16 protein-coding genes are annotated in these 15,830 nt (G+C 48.9%); 2 read left to right on the top strand and 14 right to left on the bottom strand.

Annotated elements, in window-relative coordinates; all coding sequences use genetic code 11:
* Window positions 1–130: 130 nt before the first annotated feature.
* Window positions 131–448 (bottom strand): 30S ribosomal protein S10, encoded by a 318-nt coding sequence (gene rpsJ / locus DWX32_RS11125; protein WP_117510469.1) that lies wholly within the window; start codon window positions 446–448, stop codon window positions 131–133.
* A gap of 509 nt (window positions 449–957) precedes the next feature.
* On the bottom strand, window positions 958–2,013 hold the full coding sequence (locus DWX32_RS11120) for a hypothetical protein (protein ID WP_118660040.1): 1,056 nt from the start codon (window positions 2,011–2,013) through the stop codon (window positions 958–960).
* A gap of 187 nt (window positions 2,014–2,200) precedes the next feature.
* On the opposite strand from DWX32_RS11120, the gene DWX32_RS11115 reads away from it, so the two are divergent.
* A complete protein-coding gene (locus DWX32_RS11115; protein WP_117510467.1) occupies window positions 2,201–2,956 on the top strand; it encodes a GNAT family N-acetyltransferase in 756 nt (251 codons plus the stop codon).
* A 99-nt stretch (window positions 2,957–3,055) separates the two neighbouring features.
* Here the strand turns inward: DWX32_RS11115 and DWX32_RS11110 are convergent, their stop codons facing one another.
* The 5 genes from DWX32_RS11110 to mtaB all read right to left on the bottom strand — a co-directional run bounded on the left by DWX32_RS11110 (window position 3,056) and on the right by mtaB (window position 7,682).
* Complete coding sequence (locus DWX32_RS11110; protein WP_022461839.1) at window positions 3,056–3,319, bottom strand: HPr family phosphocarrier protein; 264 nt, start codon at window positions 3,317–3,319, stop codon at window positions 3,056–3,058.
* Window positions 3,316–4,254, bottom strand: a complete 939-nt coding sequence (gene whiA, locus DWX32_RS11105) for a DNA-binding protein WhiA (protein WP_055220767.1) — start codon at window positions 4,252–4,254, stop codon at window positions 3,316–3,318. The genes DWX32_RS11110 and whiA overlap by 4 nt, the downstream gene beginning before the upstream one ends.
* 10 nt (window positions 4,255–4,264) lie before the next feature.
* Window positions 4,265–5,146, bottom strand: a complete 882-nt coding sequence (gene rapZ, locus DWX32_RS11100; RefSeq protein ID WP_022461841.1) for an RNase adapter RapZ — start codon at window positions 5,144–5,146, stop codon at window positions 4,265–4,267.
* A gap of 29 nt (window positions 5,147–5,175) precedes the next feature.
* On the bottom strand, window positions 5,176–6,087 hold the full coding sequence (gene murB / locus DWX32_RS11095; protein WP_416388352.1) for a UDP-N-acetylmuramate dehydrogenase: 912 nt from the start codon (window positions 6,085–6,087) through the stop codon (window positions 5,176–5,178).
* 260 nt (window positions 6,088–6,347) lie between these two features.
* Window positions 6,348–7,682: a tRNA (N(6)-L-threonylcarbamoyladenosine(37)-C(2))-methylthiotransferase MtaB gene (gene mtaB, locus DWX32_RS11090; protein ID WP_118660038.1), complete on the bottom strand. Its 1,335-nt coding sequence runs from the start codon at window positions 7,680–7,682 to the stop codon at window positions 6,348–6,350.
* Between the two features lie 162 nt (window positions 7,683–7,844).
* Between mtaB and DWX32_RS11085 the strand changes: the two genes are divergently transcribed.
* A complete protein-coding gene (locus DWX32_RS11085; RefSeq protein ID WP_022461844.1) occupies window positions 7,845–8,078 on the top strand; it encodes an HPr family phosphocarrier protein in 234 nt (77 codons plus the stop codon).
* Between the two features lie 133 nt (window positions 8,079–8,211).
* Here DWX32_RS11085 and thiI read toward each other — a convergent pair whose 3' ends face one another.
* The 7 genes from thiI to rfbD form a co-directional block, all read right to left on the bottom strand.
* Window positions 8,212–9,390 (bottom strand): tRNA uracil 4-sulfurtransferase ThiI, encoded by a 1,179-nt coding sequence (thiI, locus tag DWX32_RS11080; protein ID WP_082424694.1) that lies wholly within the window; start codon window positions 9,388–9,390, stop codon window positions 8,212–8,214.
* A 9-nt stretch (window positions 9,391–9,399) separates the two neighbouring features.
* On the bottom strand, window positions 9,400–10,056 hold the full coding sequence (gene thyX / locus DWX32_RS11075; protein ID WP_022461846.1) for an FAD-dependent thymidylate synthase: 657 nt from the start codon (window positions 10,054–10,056) through the stop codon (window positions 9,400–9,402).
* Between the two features lie 16 nt (window positions 10,057–10,072).
* Window positions 10,073–11,227 (bottom strand): cysteine desulfurase family protein, encoded by a 1,155-nt coding sequence (locus tag DWX32_RS11070; protein ID WP_118660036.1) that lies wholly within the window; start codon window positions 11,225–11,227, stop codon window positions 10,073–10,075.
* Window positions 11,227–11,979: a 16S rRNA (uracil(1498)-N(3))-methyltransferase gene (locus DWX32_RS11065; RefSeq protein WP_022461848.1), complete on the bottom strand. Its 753-nt coding sequence runs from the start codon at window positions 11,977–11,979 to the stop codon at window positions 11,227–11,229. Before DWX32_RS11065 ends, DWX32_RS11070 begins: the two co-directional genes overlap by 1 nt.
* A gap of 42 nt (window positions 11,980–12,021) precedes the next feature.
* Window positions 12,022–12,978 carry a 50S ribosomal protein L11 methyltransferase gene (prmA, locus tag DWX32_RS11060; RefSeq protein WP_022461849.1) on the bottom strand — a complete coding sequence of 319 codons (957 nt, stop codon included), beginning with the start codon at window positions 12,976–12,978 and terminating at the stop codon, window positions 12,022–12,024.
* 112 nt (window positions 12,979–13,090) lie between these two features.
* A complete protein-coding gene (locus DWX32_RS11055; protein WP_158579579.1) occupies window positions 13,091–14,422 on the bottom strand; it encodes an MFS transporter in 1,332 nt (443 codons plus the stop codon).
* A 523-nt stretch (window positions 14,423–14,945) separates the two neighbouring features.
* On the bottom strand, window positions 14,946–15,815 hold the full coding sequence (gene rfbD / locus DWX32_RS11050) for a dTDP-4-dehydrorhamnose reductase (RefSeq protein ID WP_022461851.1): 870 nt from the start codon (window positions 15,813–15,815) through the stop codon (window positions 14,946–14,948).
* Window positions 15,816–15,830: the final 15 nt, after the last annotated feature.

Genomic DNA, 15,830 nt, shown 5'->3' with positions numbered 1-15,830 from the left:
ACAGTTGATATAAGTGGAACACTATGACCCTTAGGGATGTTGATTCCTTCGAATGAGTGTTGCTTCTATATCATCTATTGCTTGCTTGATTGATGGCCGGGGGCTGATCCCGGACTTTTTGCAGCTGATCTTATTTGTTTTTCATCTTGATGTCGATGTAAACACCAGCCGGCATTTCCAGTCTTGATAATGCATCCACTGTTTTCTGGGTAGGTGCGATGATATCAATCAGTCTCTTGTGGGTTCTCTGCTCGAACTGCTCACGGGAATCTTTGTACTTATGAACGGCACGAAGGATTGTTACTACCTCTTTCTTCGTTGGAAGCGGTACTGGTCCGCTCACCGTTGCTCCGTTCTTCTTTACAGTTTCAATAATTTTCTGTGCAGATGCATCTACTAACTGATGATCATACGCTTTCAGTGTAATTCTCATTACTTGACTTGCCATAAAAAAAGTCGCCTCCTTTTCGCACTTTTACGAGTACGACAAGCGGTGACTGTACACTTACCCGTGTGTGTCCTAATGTTTGCACACGGTCGTTTCCACTCTTACAGGTGGACTTAATTGTGGGTACAGTGACTTGTCGCCAGTTTCTTTAACTTGACATTCGCTCCACGGAAAACCCGCTGTTTCTCAGCGGCAACCTCGCGCTTCAACGCTATCAATGTCACAACAGTTGTTAGTATACAAGAAACTCCACGAAAAATCAAGGTTTTTTTTTATTTTTTTCGATTTATCCGTTTTTATGCAAAAAGAGAAATATAGGGGTGCCGTGTTGTGCACTTTTCCTATATTTCTCTCTTTTTTGACGTTTTCCAACTATTCAGAGCCCCATCTCGATTCCGCTGCGATGCATCTCGATGTGGCTTCTTGCCATATGAACAAAAAGAAAAGAACGTTCATTCATGCAAGCATGATTCGCGTTCTTTTCTTTTCGTTCGCATGGCTCTGAATAGTTACAGAATGTCGGAATAATCTAAGATTGTGATGCCGGTTGCAGGATCTTCAATGACTTTCGGGTCATCTCCGGCTGCGTGGGCCTTCTGGAGGAGTTCTTCCGCCGTGTAAACCGGCATGGCAAGTTCGATCGGCTCGGACGGTTCCGGCTCCGGCTCTTCTTCCGGCTCTTCGATGGTTTCTTCAAACTCTTCGATTTCTTCCACAGTTTCCGGCTCTGCAGATTCCGTTTCTTCGGTTTCTTCTGTCACTTCTTCCGCTGTTTCTTCTGCGGCAGCTTCTTCGACGATTTCCGTTTCTTCCACGGTTTCCGGAATTTCTTCGGTTTCTTCTCCTCTTACAAGGTTCTGCAGATCGACGGTATTAAAGGACACCTGCTCCGTTCCTTCTTCTTCCAGATCCGGAATTTCAAATTCGTCCTGTTTCTCTTCTTCTGCCGTTTTCTGGTCGGCTGCTCTCAACTGTTCGATCATTTCCTGTTCTTCCCGTTTCTTTTTTTCTTCCAGAGCAGCTTTCTTTCTGCTGCGAAGCTCTTCGGACGCTTTCTCATCGTCCTCGTCTTCTTCCTCTTCTTCATCATCCTCCTCTTCTTCATCACGTTTCCATACCTCGGAAAGGATGAACAGAATGACCAGAAACAGAATGGCAAGTCCGATGATCATGATTCCCTCTCTGCTCTGCGCCGCCATCGACAGAAAGCCGATCACCGGAATCGTGATGATCACTTTGCTCACGGTTGCTCTCACGGTAATTTCCGTTGTGTCTCCACTGATCACATTTTTTACGGATGCGGTTCCGGCAGCGATGTCGAGGGACTGTATCGTATAGATATACTTTCCGGAATTGTCATCAACCAGGATTTTGTCTCCCGTCGCAACCGATGACGTATCTGTCTTCTTTGCGTACGTAACAGCGCCGCGGGAAATGTTGGTATTTCCCATCCCGTCTGAGACAAGTGTCGTGATGCCGGCAAACGGCGGAATCACCAGTGCGCCTGCTGACAGGATTGCAAGCAGAAGCAGCGTATTCACAATTACCTTCAGTAATTTTGACATATTCAATTCTCCTTGTATTCTCAGTCTTTGCCCCCTATTATAACCCCTTTTCTTCGATTATGCAAGAAAACGTTACGCATCGTGTCCCGGCCGCCCGGTTCCGCGTGTCGAATTTTTCGATTTTTTCTTGAAGATCTGTCCTGTTTCTTCTATACTATATGCATAACCAAAGGGGGAATACTTTCATATGAATACACTGATCAAAACCATCGAAGATCTTTCCCTGAACGCATGGCCGTCTCACCAGATCGAGCTGTACGACGGATGGATTCTTCGTTTTTCTTATTTTTATACACACCGGACCAACAGCGTCGAGCAGATCGGGCCGTCCACGATTCCGGTGGAGGAAAAAGTGCAGTACTGTGAGGAGATCTACCGTCGCTGGGGTACACCGGCAATTTTCAAGATCAGTCCGCTTGTCAATCCCGGCTTTGATGCAATGCTCGCCGACCGCGGCTATGTAGTCCAGCACACGACGCACGTCATGACAATGGATCTGGCGAACTTTGCCAAAAAGGATCCTGCCGTTGCCGTGACCGTCAGCAGCTTTATCCCGCCGAAATGGATTGACAGCCTCTTTGCTTTAAAGAGCACGACGAACGTGATGCACCGCATGGTCGTTCCTTCGATGTACCGCGCTATTCCAAAAGAAACCATCTGTACCTCCATCCAGGATGAAACCGGAACGATCGTTGCCACCGGCCTTGGCATCCGCGACCGCGATTACGTCGGTGTCTATGCCATCCATGTGCATCCTGCGTACCGCCACCGCCACTACGCTTCCTCGATCTGCCGCACAATCCTCTCCGAGGGAATCCGGCTCGGTGCAACGAAAGCATATCTTCAGGTTGTCGAGGGAAACACGCCTGCGATCACACTGTATGAATCGCTCGGTTTTTCCTATTTCTATACCTACTGGTTCCGCGCGAAGAACGTGGTCTGATTTTCGTCTGATTTCACATAAAAAAGCATAGCAAAACGGCATGTCAAAATTTTCTGACATGCCGTTTTGCTCTATGTTCATGCTATAAGTGCAGTAAGATTATTCAGCAAAAGGACTGCTTAAATATTTTTCAACGCCGTCCATGGCTTCGCTCTCGTCTTTTCCGTTTGCGGTCACGGTAACTTCCTCGCCATTGTCCAGACCAAGTGTCATCATACCCATAATGCTCTTCGCATTTACTTTTTTTCTGCCGCTCTCGACGTAGATTTCACTTTCGTACTGGCTCGCTACCTGTACCAGCATGGCAACTGGTCTCGCCTCCAGGCCGCTTGAAAGACGAATTGTGATTGGTTTCTTAATCATAATACTTCTCCTCCTTGTTTCCTTCGCAAATCTTCTGCAATCTCTTTTAGTTTCCTTAATCTATGATTAACTCCGGATTTACCAACAACCGGCGTTAACATCTTGCCCAGTTCCAGAAGCGATGCTTCCGGGTATTGTAAGCGGAGCCTTGCCATCTGCTCCAGCGGTTCCGGCAGAGAAGAAAAGCCTGTGGTTTCTTCGATATACCGGATATCTTCGATCTGGCGGATCGCCGCGCTGACCGTTTTGTTGATGTTGGCAGTTTCACAGTTCACCTTTCGGTTGACACTGCCGCGCATTTCTTTTAAGATCCGCACGTTTTCCAGATTCATAAGTGCGATGTTGGCTTCCATGATGCCAAGCATCTCCACAATCTGTGCGCCTTCTTTCATATAAACCACATGGTGGTTTTTCCGGAGAACGATCCGTGCATCAATTCCAAAGCTTTTCAGAAGTTCCTGCACCTGTTCTGCTCTCGGCGCATCGGGGCAGACAATTTCGAGATGGTAAAACCGGTTGGGATCGCTGATGGAACCGGACGCTAAAAATGCGCCCCGCAGAAATGCCCGTTTGCAGCACTGACGCTGTACCACAACAGCCGGAATCGGCATTGCTAACTGCCGGTCTGTCTCGTGTAACTTCACTGCCTGCAGAATCTGACGGGTTTCTTCCCTGTCATTTACGCGGATCAGATACGTATTTTCCTTCTGATTCAGCTTAACTGCAAGCTCTGCCTCTATATTAAATGTTTTTTTCAATAAAGTAAAGTACTTTCTTGCCACATACGCATTCTCTGTCTGAATCCGTATCGTCCCATCCTTCTCGGAAATCTGTCCGCAGAGTGACAGGATCGCCGCTGTTTCCGCAATCTGGCAGTGGCGTGCCGTCGGAAGATGTCTCGATAATTCCTCTTTTACCTCGCTTGAGAATGACATCCTTCCACCTCTAAATTCCTTTTCGGATGGCGTCTTTTTCCAGATCCCGGTGCTCAATCCGGATTCCATAGTCCTTCGCGTTGGAAAGACGCCGGTACAGCTCGTTGGCAAGGGTTACGGAACGGTGTTTTCCACCGGTACAGCCGATGCTGATAATGAGCTGATGCTTGCCCTCGGAAATATAATTCGGAATCAGAAAACGGATCATATCCTCTAATTTTTCCGCAAACACCTGCGCTGTCTCAAATCCCATCACATAATCCCGCACCGGAGCATCGTTGCCGGAGAGCGGGCGCATGCCTTCTACGTAGTAGGGATTCGGCAGGAACCGCACATCGAAAACAAGGTCCGAATCCGCCGGGATTCCGTATTTGAATCCAAATGAGAGCACGGTAATCATCAGATTTTTGAATTTCTGATCCTGCACGAAAATCTTATCGAGCTCCGCTTTCAGCTCTCTTGTGAGAAGCTGGCTCGTATCGAGAATGTAGTCCGCATCTTTTTTCAGGAACTCAAGTGCTTTGCGCTCTTTTCTAATTCCCTCATCCACCCGTCCAAGGCCTGCCAGCGGGTGCGTTCTTCTCGTCTCTTTGTATCGTTTGACCAGCACGTCATCGGACGCGTCCAGAAACAGGATCTCATAGCAGATTCCGTTGATGCTCATCCACTCCAGAACATTCTGCAGGTCCGGGAGCGCCTGGCCGCTTCGGATATCGATTCCGACTGCCACTTTCTGGATTTCTCCGGAAGTACCGTCGGCGGTAAGCTGTGCAAATTTTTCAACCAGCGGGATCGGAAGGTTATCGACGCAGAAATATTCCGCGTCCTCCAGCATTTTCAACGCTGTACTTTTTCCCGCACCGGACATGCCGGTCACAATTACAAAACGCATGTTTTTTCTCCTTTGGTGGATAACGAAAATCAGAATTCCCCGAGGAACTGGATTTCCGGCTCAAGCTGTACGCCAAACTGTTCTTTTACTTTTGCCTGGATCTGACGGATCAGTTCCATCACATCCGATGCGGTTGCACCACCTGCATTGATCAGAAAGCCGCAGTGTTTTTCAGATACTTTTGCACCGCCGACTGCGTAGCCGGAAAATCCGGCATCCATCACAAGCTTGCCTGCAAAATAGCCTTCCGGCCGCTTGAATGCGCTGCCGGCGCTCGGATACTCGAGCGGCTGTTTCTCTACCCGCTTGTTTTTCAATTCCTGCATGCGGGCAAGAATTTCTTCTTTATCTCCCGGAACAAGCATAAGTTCTGCTCCAAGTACGACGTAGCCTCTGTCTTTGATGACGCTGGCACGGTAGCCGAAGCCGAGCTCTTCTTTTTCCAGTTTCCGGATCTCACCTTCTCTTGTGAGTACAGTGACATTCTGTACAATATCCTTCATCTCTCCGCCGTAGGCTCCCGCGTTCATACGGACGCCGCCGCCTAAAGTTCCAGGGATTCCGGAGGCAAACTCCATACCGGAAAGACCGGCTTCTCTTGCCGCCCGGCTGATGGATACGAGCATGCTTCCGGCTTTCGCCCGGATTCTGTTTCCTTCCACTTCGATTCCCTGAAAGTTTTTGTAAACCGAAAGAATCACACCGTGGTAGCCCTCGTCACTTACAACGAGATTGCTGCCGTTTCCGGTGACGAACCACGGGATCTCTTTTTCTTCGCAGAGAGCCACGATTTTTCTAATTTCTTCTTCTGTATGAGGAGCGACGAAATAATCTGCCGGACCGCCCACACGGAAGGTCGTATGATTTTTCATCGGTTCTGCGGTCTGTACCGCATCTTCCCCTGCAATTGCATAAAGTTCTCTGACAATCTCTTCTTTGATCACGATTTTTACCCTTTGCCGCATCTGCGGCCGAACATTTCATTACGAATTACTACGAATTACAGATTATACTTTTTAGACGCGAAAGCAGCCGACATCCCTCACTTCTTCGTTCGTTCTGCCAGCCGCTGTTTTTCTTCTTCGTCTGCCCGCCTTTTTGCAGGCTCACGGGGTATTCTACCACGAACCCTCAAAAAGTGCAACGAACTTTTTCGTTCCGGCTCTTTTTTCTATCAGATCTTCCGGATTGGTATCATTTCCTACATCAGACAGTCTTTTCCATGGATTCTCGCCGGGGTGACAAGCACCATCTGATTCATGAGATTTTCTTCTGAAAGAACGGCAACGCGCAGATATTCTCTCGTGTGTCCCGTCCAGTAATGGACGCCGTCGATCTCGACTTCTTCTTCCATGAGCACTTCCAGCTCTTTTCCGAGGAAGCCTTCCATATATTCCTGTCTCCGTCTCTCGTCCAGTTCCAGCAGAACGTGGCTGCGCTTCGTCTTCTCCTGCTCCGGAATCTGGCCTGTCATCGCTGCGGCGCGGGTGCCTTCTCTTCTCGAATACTTGAAGATGTGAGTCTCGAAGAAATGAATGTCCTCGACAAAGGCGCGCGACTCTTCAAACTCCTCCTCACTCTCCTGCGGGAAACCGACAATCACATCGGTCGTCAGCGCCGGATTTCCATATACCTTACGCAGAAGATCGCATTTGTGTTTGTATTCTTCTGCGGTATATTTCCGGTTCATCCGCTTCAGTGTTCCATTGCTTCCGCTCTGCAGCGAAAGATGGAAATGCGGGCACACCTTCGGCATTGCGGCGATCGCCTCTGCAAACTCTTCGGTGATGATGCCCGGCTCCAGGGATCCGAGACGGATTCTTCTGATGCCGTCCACTGCATCAACAGCACGGATGAGGTCGAGCAGCGTCTCTTTTTCGCCCTCCGGGAAATCGAGTCCGTAGGAGGAAAGGTGGATACCCGTCAGCACTACTTCCTGATAACCGGCCTCTGCCAGACGTTTTACTTCTTCTACCACATCACTCTGGCGGCGGCTTCTGACTCTGCCGCGCGCGTACGGGATAATACAATAAGTACAGAACTGATTGCATCCATCCTGTACTTTCAGGAATGCGCGGGTGTGCTCCGCCGTTTTGCTGATCGAGAGTGTCTCGTACTCACGGTTGTGTGTCATATCCACGAGGAAGCTCTTACACTCCGCGTCGGATGGTTTTCCACCATCCTCACGTTCTGCCAGAAAGTTTTCCAGAATATCCACAAGATCTTTCTTCTTATTATTTCCGATGATCAGATCAATCGCCGTATCCTCTTCGAGTTTTTCCCCAGCCGCCTGCACATAACAGCCGCAGGCCACGACAACCGCATCGGGATTCATCTTTTTCGCTTTGTGCAGCATCTGCCGCGATTTCCGGTCCGCAATGTTCGTCACGGTACACGTATTGATAATGTAAACATCCGCTCCCGGTGCAAAAGGCACGATCTCGTACCCTCTGTTTTCGAGGAGCTGCTGGATGGCTTCCAGCTCATATGCGTTCACTTTACACCCAAGATTATGCAAAGCTACCGTTTTTTTCATGCCATACTCCTTTCTTCTTCATCTTTATTATTAAAAATCACGAAGATTCCACTTTATCTTTGTATGTTTTCGCATTGACTTTTTCCCCTCCAGACGGTAAGATAAAGCTGTTAAATGAGGGTAATAAATAATGTTAACCAAATAACAGGGAGGATTACAAACATGAAAACAGTACAGATTTCTCTTAATTCTATCGACAAAGTAAAATCTTTCGTCAACGACATTTCCAAATTCGATTTTGATTTCGATCTGGTATCCGGAAGATACGTAATCGACGCAAAATCCATCATGGGAATCTTCAGCCTCGACCTTTCCAAACCGATCGACCTGAACGTCCATGCTGATGGAGATGCTCTTCAGACCGTACTTGATGTTCTTGCTCCGTACATTGTATAATTACGATAGAACATAAGGGCCGCGCACTCGCCGCGGCTCTTTTTTTGTCTTTGTTTATCATCAGGACCGGATCTTGTTTTTCAGAACCCCCAAAACAAGATCCGGCCTTTTTGTTCTTTAAAGCAAGTTTTCCTTAGCAGACCTCGATCGTCTCTGCGGTAGAAACTGCGCGTTCCATCATCTCGTCGATCACGTCGTCCAGATGGCGCTCGGAGCATTTGATGACATTCAGGTTCGGTTTTGTCACCGGATGCTTTGCAACGAAGATCGTGCAGCAGTCCTCATACGGCAGAACAGATGTCTCGTACGTACCGATTTTTTCGGAAATATCGACGATCTCCTGTTTGTCGAAACCGATCAGCGGACGGAAGACCGGCATGGTGCAGACTTCGTTGGTAACGGCGAGGGAATGCATCGTCTGGCTTGCCACCTGTCCGATACTCTCTCCGGTGATCAGGCCAAGGCATTTGTCCTGACGTGCAAACGCTTCTGCGATCTTCATCATATAACGGCGCATGATGATGGTCAGCTCGTCGTGCGGGCATTTTTCGTAGATTGCAAGCTGGATCTCGGTGAAGTTGACCACATGCAGACGGATCGGGCCGCTGTAGCGTGCAACGAGTTTTGCAAGATCCACAACCTTCTGTTTGGCTCTCTCGCTGGTGTACGGCGGAGCGTGGAAGTAAACGGCATCAATCTTAACACCGCGTTTTGCGATCATGTATCCGGCAACCGGACTGTCGATACCGCCGGAAAGCAGCAGCATGGCCTGTCCGTTTGTGCCGACCGGCATACCGCCAGGGCCTGCGATGCTCTCGCAGTACAGATAAATCTTCTGACGCAGCTCGACGTTCAGATAGATATCCGGCTCGTGAACGTCTACTTTGAGGTTCGGGCAGACATCGAGGATGCGGCCGCCCAGCTCGCAGTTGACTTCCATTGTGTGCATCGGATAGTTTTTGTTCGCACGGCGTGCGCATACCTTAAAGGTTTTCTCCTCGGTCGGGTACAGCTCTTTCACGTAGGAAACCACTGCCTCTGCCAGATCTTCAAAGCCGGTGTCCTCTAAAATGACAACCGGGCAGATCTCGGCGATACCGAAAACTCTTGTCAGCGCATCGACAGCGCCCTCGTAATCAAAGTCTCCTTCGGTGTTGACATAGATTCGTCCCATCTCACGGGTGACCTGGAAATTTCCGTCTACCGGGGCAAGCGCGTGCTCCATCTGTACGCAGAGCGCTTTCTCGAACAGATGACGGTTCTTTCCTTTAATGCCGATCTCGGCATATTTTACCAGAAATGCTTTGTACATCATCGTTTTTTATTCTCCTTTTTTCTCAGCCAGATCACGGAAGAACAGAGGATATTCCTCAGAAAATTTCTTCAGGATCAGGTCAGATACCTGACGCATCTGCGGATGTGCGGCGTTGGCGCTTCGAAGCCGGATAAAGTGGCGCCACTCTCTTAAGTTCATGGTCATGACGATCTCGGTTTTCAGGGAGTTCGGAAGAATGCTTCTTGCCTCCTCCGGCTTTGCTCCGAGTTCGAGCATCTGGAAGTAATACTGCTCTGCAGCTTCCATTGCTTTCTGCCATACCTCGTATTTTTTACGGTCGTTCTCGTCGTCCAGATCATAGGAAAATCCGGTTGCCAGATCGATACAGGTGATCTGGTTTCCAAATTTATCTTTCGAATAGTTGCAGTAGCGGGTGCTCTCCTGGCTGTAGCTTGCGATACGGTGGCGGACGATCTCATGGGTCACGCCGCGGTCGCACGTTACTTTTACGGTGATGGAGCCGTGCTCAATGACGGATTCATGGCCGCGTTTGATGATGCCTGCGATGAATTTCTCTGCAGTGCCTTCTCCAATGCGCTCCTCGCTCTTGTAGCAGACTCTTCCGATTTTCTCGATCCGGCGCAGCATATCCTCGTAGGATTCGGTGCTCAGGATTTCAATTTCCGGCTGTATTGTAATCATAATTTTCCTCTTTCTATTATTTCCTGGTAAATCTGCGCAGCATCGGCAGTACCTCGCGCAGCGTATCCAGGGTGTAATCAATCTGTTCCAGTGTCGTAAATTCGCTGAAGCTGAACCGCACGGCAGACTCCATCTCGGCTTTCGATGCGCCGATGGCAGTCAGCGTCGGGCTTCCGGCTCTCTTGTGTGATGAGCAGGCGCTTCCGGCGGAAACGTAGATCTGGCGGTCCTCCAGCGTGTGCAGCAGCACTTCACTACGCACATTTAAGAACGATGCATTGACAATCTGCGGCGCACCCTCTTCTTCCGGCATGCCATGGATGACCACATCGTCCAGCTCCCGCAAGCCTTCGATCAGACGGTGTTTGCAGGCACGCATCTGCGCAGTCTGCTCGTCAAAATGCCTGTAAACGATCTCAGCGGATTTCGCAAGGCCTGCGATGCCCGGCACATTGTCGGTTCCGGAACGCATGCCGTTCTGCTGGCCGCCGCCTAAGATCAGCGGACGGATTTTTACTTTCTCATCAATATATAAAAAGCCGCTTCCCTTCGGTCCGTGGATCTTGTGGCCGCTCACGGAGAGCATGTCGATGCCCATCCGTTTCGGATAAATCCGGTATTTGCCGAACGCCTGGATCGCATCGACATGAAAATACGTTTTCGGATTTTTCGCCTTGATTCTGCGTCCGATCTCCCCGATTGGCTCAACAGAACCGATCTCATTGTTGACATACATAATCGAAACGAGAATCGTCTCCGGCGTGATCGCTTCTTCGAGTTCGTTCACATCCACAAGGCCTTCTTTATTTACCGGCAGGCGCGTAATACGGAATCCCTGCTCCTCCAGAAATGCCAGCGGTGCCGACACGGCCGGGTGCTCGATCGCGCTTGTGATGATGTGGTTTCCCGTTCTCTTATTTGCCATTGCTGTTCCGACGAGCGCCCAGTTGTCGGACTCTGTGCCACCGGAGGTAAAGAAAATTTCTTTTTCTTTGACTTTCAGAATCTTTGCCAGCGTTTCCTGGGCGGTTCTGATATATTGTTCTGCTTCTACCCCTTTTTGATGCATCGCAGACGGATTTCCATAATGATTTACCATCAGATCACAGACGAGATCTGCGGTTTCCTGATAAACACAGGTGGTTGCGGAATTGTCCAGATATGCTTCCATTATCTTGTTCGTTCCCTTCCTTCTAAAAGATACACCAGAATGGAAAGCACGGTCATTCCGGCCGTTTCCGTGCGCAGAATGCGCTTTCCGAGCGTAATCGGCTCTACCTTTTCCTTCATGGCCATTTCCACTTCCGCTTCGTCGATGCCGCCCTCCGGTCCGATCAGGATCGCAATAGATTCACCCGGTTCAATGGATTCCAGAATTCTTCTCGTTCCTTCCATCCCCTCTGCGTTCTCATACGGCATCAGGCGAACGTCTGATTCTGCCATCATTGCAAGCGCCTGCTGAAATGTAACAGGCATGTGTACCGTCGGAATCTGCATCCGTTTGGACTGCTTTGCCGCACCAAGCGCGATCGTCTGCCAACGCTCTGCTTTCTTTTCCGCCTTTTTCCGGTCCAGCTTCACAACGCAGCGTTTCATCTCCACCGGAACAATTTCCGTCGCACCAAGTTCCACTGCTTTTTGGATGATCAGTTCCATTTTGTCACCTTTTGGCAGACCCTGAAACAGTACAATTCCGGACGGGAGTTCTCTGTCTGCTGCTGTGACTTCTTCTACTGCGGCAAGAACCTCCCCTTCCGGGAAATCCGAAACGGCACAATGATATTCCTTTTCGCCTCCGGTACTGACCAGTATTTTTTCGCCCGGCCGCATGCGGAGCACATTTTTGATGTGATTAACGTCACTGCCCGTGATGTGGACAGTGCCGTCATAAATCTGACTTTCTTCTACAAAAAAACGGTACATGAATCTGTTCTCTTTCTCTTCTGGTGTTTCGCTTTTCTTAATTTACATCGGTTTTCTTGCTGTAACAGAAACCCATTCGCCCTGATGTGTAACTTCAACTACTTCAAGTCCCGCTGCAACGACTGCCTCTTTGACAACTTCCTCTTTCACATCGAGAATGCCGGATGTGATATAAACAGCGCCCGGCTTCATCTGGTGTACGATTACCGGCGTCAGCGGAACGAGAACATCTGCAAGAATATTGGCGGTAACGATATCGTATTTCTCGTATCCGACTCTGTCCTGTACTTCTTTGTCATCAATGATATTTCCGATCATCATATCAAAAGCTTCTACCGGAATTCCATTGACTTCTTTGTTTTCCTCAACTGCAGGAACCGCACACGGATCGAGATCTGTTCCGACCGCATGACGCGCACCAAGCTTCAGTGCAATAATCGAAAGAATACCGCTTCCGGTTCCGACATCAAGCAGCTCGGTATCCTTTGTCACATATTTCTTTAACTGACGGATGCAAAGCTGTGTTGTCTCATGCATACCCGTTCCAAAGGCTGTGCCCGGATCGATATGGATGATCATTTTATCCCGGTCTTCCGGCTTTACTTCCTCCCAGGACGGGATGATCAGAATGTCGTCCACATAGAACTGTTTGAAATACTGTTTCCAGTTGTTGATCCAGTCCTTGTCCTCTGTCTCAGACTCTGTGATGGTGCACTCTCCAAGATCCAGGAACTCCTGCATTTCTGCAAGTGCCGCGCGGACATCTGCAAGAACCTTCTCCTTGTCCTCATCCACATCGAGGTAAAAATTCAGATAGGCAATGCCGTCGTCATCCGGAATATCCGGCATGATATCCACGAACATCTGCTGTTTGTCGCTCTCGGTCAAAGGCTGTTTGTCCTGAATTTCCACGCCTTCGATTCCCACATCGGCCAGAGTGGAGATCACAATGTCTTCCACTTCCGATCTTGTTTTTAATGTAAATTTATTCCATTTCATTGTTTAAACTCCTTTTTGCGCTTCTCTTTTCCATACGTGCAAAGAAAGCCACATTTATCATACACGATATCGTTCCTGTTGTAAATGTTATTTTCGGCTTTTACGGCCCGTCTCAATCCGAAATTTTTGTCAGAAAGCCATCTTTTTTCGCCTTCTGATAACGCCATATCAGCCCGAGTGTGGATAAAATGCGCACCCCAAGATCTATCAGATTGAACCGATACAGTGCCGTAAAATCTGCCCCAAGTGCCGTATACAGACGGACACCAAGCAACGGCAGAACACTGTTGGTCAGCGTCGTCATCATCGTAAAGAGGCTGATCAAAAGCGAACGGTTCTTTTCCGGTGCGGCATTTAAAAGAATCTGTACCGTGCAGAGTGCAACGGCACACTGTGGAGCGTTCAGAACCGTCATCAGAACAATAAAAGTAACCCCGCGGTACGCCAACGGTAAATGTGGAACCAAAATCATAATAACCGGGCAGAAGCAAAGACCGATCCCGGCGAAAATCAGTGCAAAATCCGGCGATTTTTTCCGGACAACCTTCGCGATCATTCCAACCGCCGCAAGCTGACCGATATTGAAAACACCGTTGCAGATGGAAAGTGTCATCTCCGACATTTTGCAATATTTGACCTGTCCTAAATACCACATGCTCCAGTCAAGCTGCCAGGTGATATAGAAAAAGACCACCGGCACGAAAAACCAGCGCAATGCTTTATTTTTCCCCACGCTTGTGATCGCCTCCAGCAGATCAGAAACAGAAAAACGTGAGGATGCCTTCCCCGCTTCTGCCGGAGCTTTGCCCTCCTCCTGCTGTTCCACCGGAATTTTTTTGATTGCAGCGGCCTGCAGCAGAACACAGACAGCACACAGATAAAAAAAGCTTCGGAGTACCAGAAGCTTTCCATCGGCCGTGTGGCATCTTCCCATCAGAATCCCGCAGATCACCGGTGCAAGAATGCCAATCACAAACATGAACTGATTCCGAAAGGCATAGACATCGTTTCGCTGCCGCAGTGAAACCGCAGCACCGAACATTGCCTGCCACTGCGCATTGTAAATAGCAAGTGCCCCCGCAGTAAATGCCAGTGATACAAAAAACAGCTCCATACGTCTCTCGCCGAGTGCCGGTACACTTCCAAGAAATGCATAGCCGGCACACATCACAAGAAGCGTAAGCATCGGTATCGTCTTTGTCGACTTCAGACGATCCGCCAGAATTCCAAGCGGCAGCAGTGCTGCACACGCTACAATGTTCGGCACCATCTGGATAATGCCGATCTGACTGTCGGTTGCACCCATGTTTGTCGCATACAGATTCAGGCCGAAACCGTTGATCGATGTGATATATTGCAGAAATACACCCTCGACGGCAAACAGCAGCATGGTCTGCGCAGATGGCGGCATCTTTTTTACCCGATAAAACAGACTCTTTTTCATTGTTTGATCCCCCATACCTTCTTCTGTTGTCTTCACGTTCCTGCCCCCGCCGGATACGTAAAGATTCTGCTCTCATAATGGCAATTTCATGTTCAAATGTCAACAGAAATACTCGGATCCGATGTGAGAAATTTAACGGCATTTTCTGTCAATATTCACAAAAGAAAAAGGGGAATTCTCCCTGTTGAATGCATGGGTTTTGCATAAGAAAAAGGAGCCCCCGTTTTACCTGGGGCTCCGCCTATTGGAAATGTTTATAGCAATCTCAGAAACTATAGCAAGACCAGAAAATAACGCAAAAAAGGCAGTGCTGCAGGGCGCGAATTACAAGGAACGGATTTGAAGGCGTACCGGGGTACGACGAAAATCCGTGACGCAGTAATTCACGTTCTGCAGTGCTGAATTTTTTGCGTTATTTTCTGGTCTTGCTATAAATTCATCTCCCACCGCAGAACGTGTCTTCTTGCCGGAAGAGGATAAAAAAATTCAGCACTGCTTTTTGCGTTATTTTCGGGGTTTGCTATCAGAATTCGATCTCGCGCAGATATCTGTGCAGCGCATCCTGCCAGGTCGGCAGTTTTTCGAATCCGTTCTCGGTCAGTTTCTCTTTGCTCATGCGGCTGTTGGACGGACGTTTTGCTTTTGCCGGGTACTGGTCAGAGCTTACCGGTGATACACTTACTTTTCCGTAAGCCGGATCGATCTCAGCGGCCTGTTTGAAAATCTCGCAGGCGAACTCATACCAGGAGCAGAGTCCCTCGTTTGTTGCATGGTAGCGGCCGTAGTTCTCTTTCTCTGCCATGTCGACAAGCAGGCGGGACAGGTCGTAGGTGTAGGTCGGGCTTCCTACCTGATCATCTACAACAGTCAGATGATCGTGTGTCTTTCCAAGGTTCAGCATGGTCTTGATGAAGTTCTTTCCGTTCACGCCGAATACCCATGCGATGCGGACGATGTAGAATTTTTTCACCCATTTTTCTACGGCAAGCTCACCCTCATATTTCGTCTGGCCGTATACGTTCAGCGGATGACGCTCATCATCCGGCTCCCACGGGCGGGTGCCCTGGCCGTCGAATACGTAGTCGGTAGAGATGTAAATCATTTTGCAGTCGAGGTCATGGCAGACTTTTGCGATGTTCTCGGTTCCGACTGCATTGACCTGATGTACTTTTTCTTTTTTGTCATCATCCTCAGCAAGGTCTACAGCGGTCCATGCTGCACAGTGGATTACGACATCCGGGTTTGCTTCGGTAATGACTTTTCTTACGCTTTCTGCATCGGTGATATCCATTTCTTCAATATCAACGCCGATTCCTTCATGACCGCGTTTTGCAAGTTCATTCATGACGTCATGGCCGAGCTGGCCTTTTACACCTGTTACAAATACTCTCATAATGGTTCTCCTTTT

Origin of the sequence: Blautia sp. AF19-13LB, assembly GCF_003479105.1 — a bacterium.
Lineage (GTDB): Bacteria > Bacillota > Clostridia > Lachnospirales > Lachnospiraceae > Fusicatenibacter > Fusicatenibacter saccharivorans.
The sequence above is the reverse complement of the archived record's forward strand: the minus strand, read 5'-3'. Positions and strand labels throughout refer to the sequence as shown.

Bases quoted from the DNA above. Each gene is read 5' to 3' on its own strand.
- DWX32_RS11120 (WP_118660040.1), bottom strand. From the start codon at position 2,013: ATGTCAAAATTACTGAAGGTAATTGTGAATACGCTGCTTCTGCTTGCA.
- DWX32_RS11055 (WP_158579579.1), bottom strand. From the start codon at position 14,422: ATGAAAAAGAGTCTGTTTTATCGGGTAAAAAAGATGCCGCCATCTGCG.
- DWX32_RS11110 (WP_022461839.1), bottom strand. From the start codon at position 3,319: ATGATTAAGAAACCAATCACAATTCGTCTTTCAAGCGGCCTGGAGGCG.
- DWX32_RS11085 (WP_022461844.1), top strand. From the start codon at position 7,845: ATGAAAACAGTACAGATTTCTCTTAATTCTATCGACAAAGTAAAATCT.
- prmA (WP_022461849.1), bottom strand. From the start codon at position 12,978: ATGAAATGGAATAAATTTACATTAAAAACAAGATCGGAAGTGGAAGAC.
- rfbD (WP_022461851.1), bottom strand. From the start codon at position 15,815: ATGAGAGTATTTGTAACAGGTGTAAAAGGCCAGCTCGGCCATGACGTC.
- DWX32_RS11115 (WP_117510467.1), top strand. From the start codon at position 2,201: ATGAATACACTGATCAAAACCATCGAAGATCTTTCCCTGAACGCATGG.
- thiI (WP_082424694.1), bottom strand. From the start codon at position 9,390: ATGTACAAAGCATTTCTGGTAAAATATGCCGAGATCGGCATTAAAGGA.
- DWX32_RS11065 (WP_022461848.1), bottom strand. From the start codon at position 11,979: ATGTACCGTTTTTTTGTAGAAGAAAGTCAGATTTATGACGGCACTGTC.
- mtaB (WP_118660038.1), bottom strand. From the start codon at position 7,682: ATGAAAAAAACGGTAGCTTTGCATAATCTTGGGTGTAAAGTGAACGCA.
- thyX (WP_022461846.1), bottom strand. From the start codon at position 10,056: ATGATTACAATACAGCCGGAAATTGAAATCCTGAGCACCGAATCCTAC.
- DWX32_RS11070 (WP_118660036.1), bottom strand. From the start codon at position 11,227: ATGGAAGCATATCTGGACAATTCCGCAACCACCTGTGTTTATCAGGAA.
- rapZ (WP_022461841.1), bottom strand. From the start codon at position 5,146: ATGCGTTTTGTAATTGTGACCGGCATGTCCGGTGCGGGAAAAAGTACA.
- rpsJ (WP_117510469.1), bottom strand. From the start codon at position 448: ATGGCAAGTCAAGTAATGAGAATTACACTGAAAGCGTATGATCATCAG.
- whiA (WP_055220767.1), bottom strand. From the start codon at position 4,254: ATGTCATTCTCAAGCGAGGTAAAAGAGGAATTATCGAGACATCTTCCG.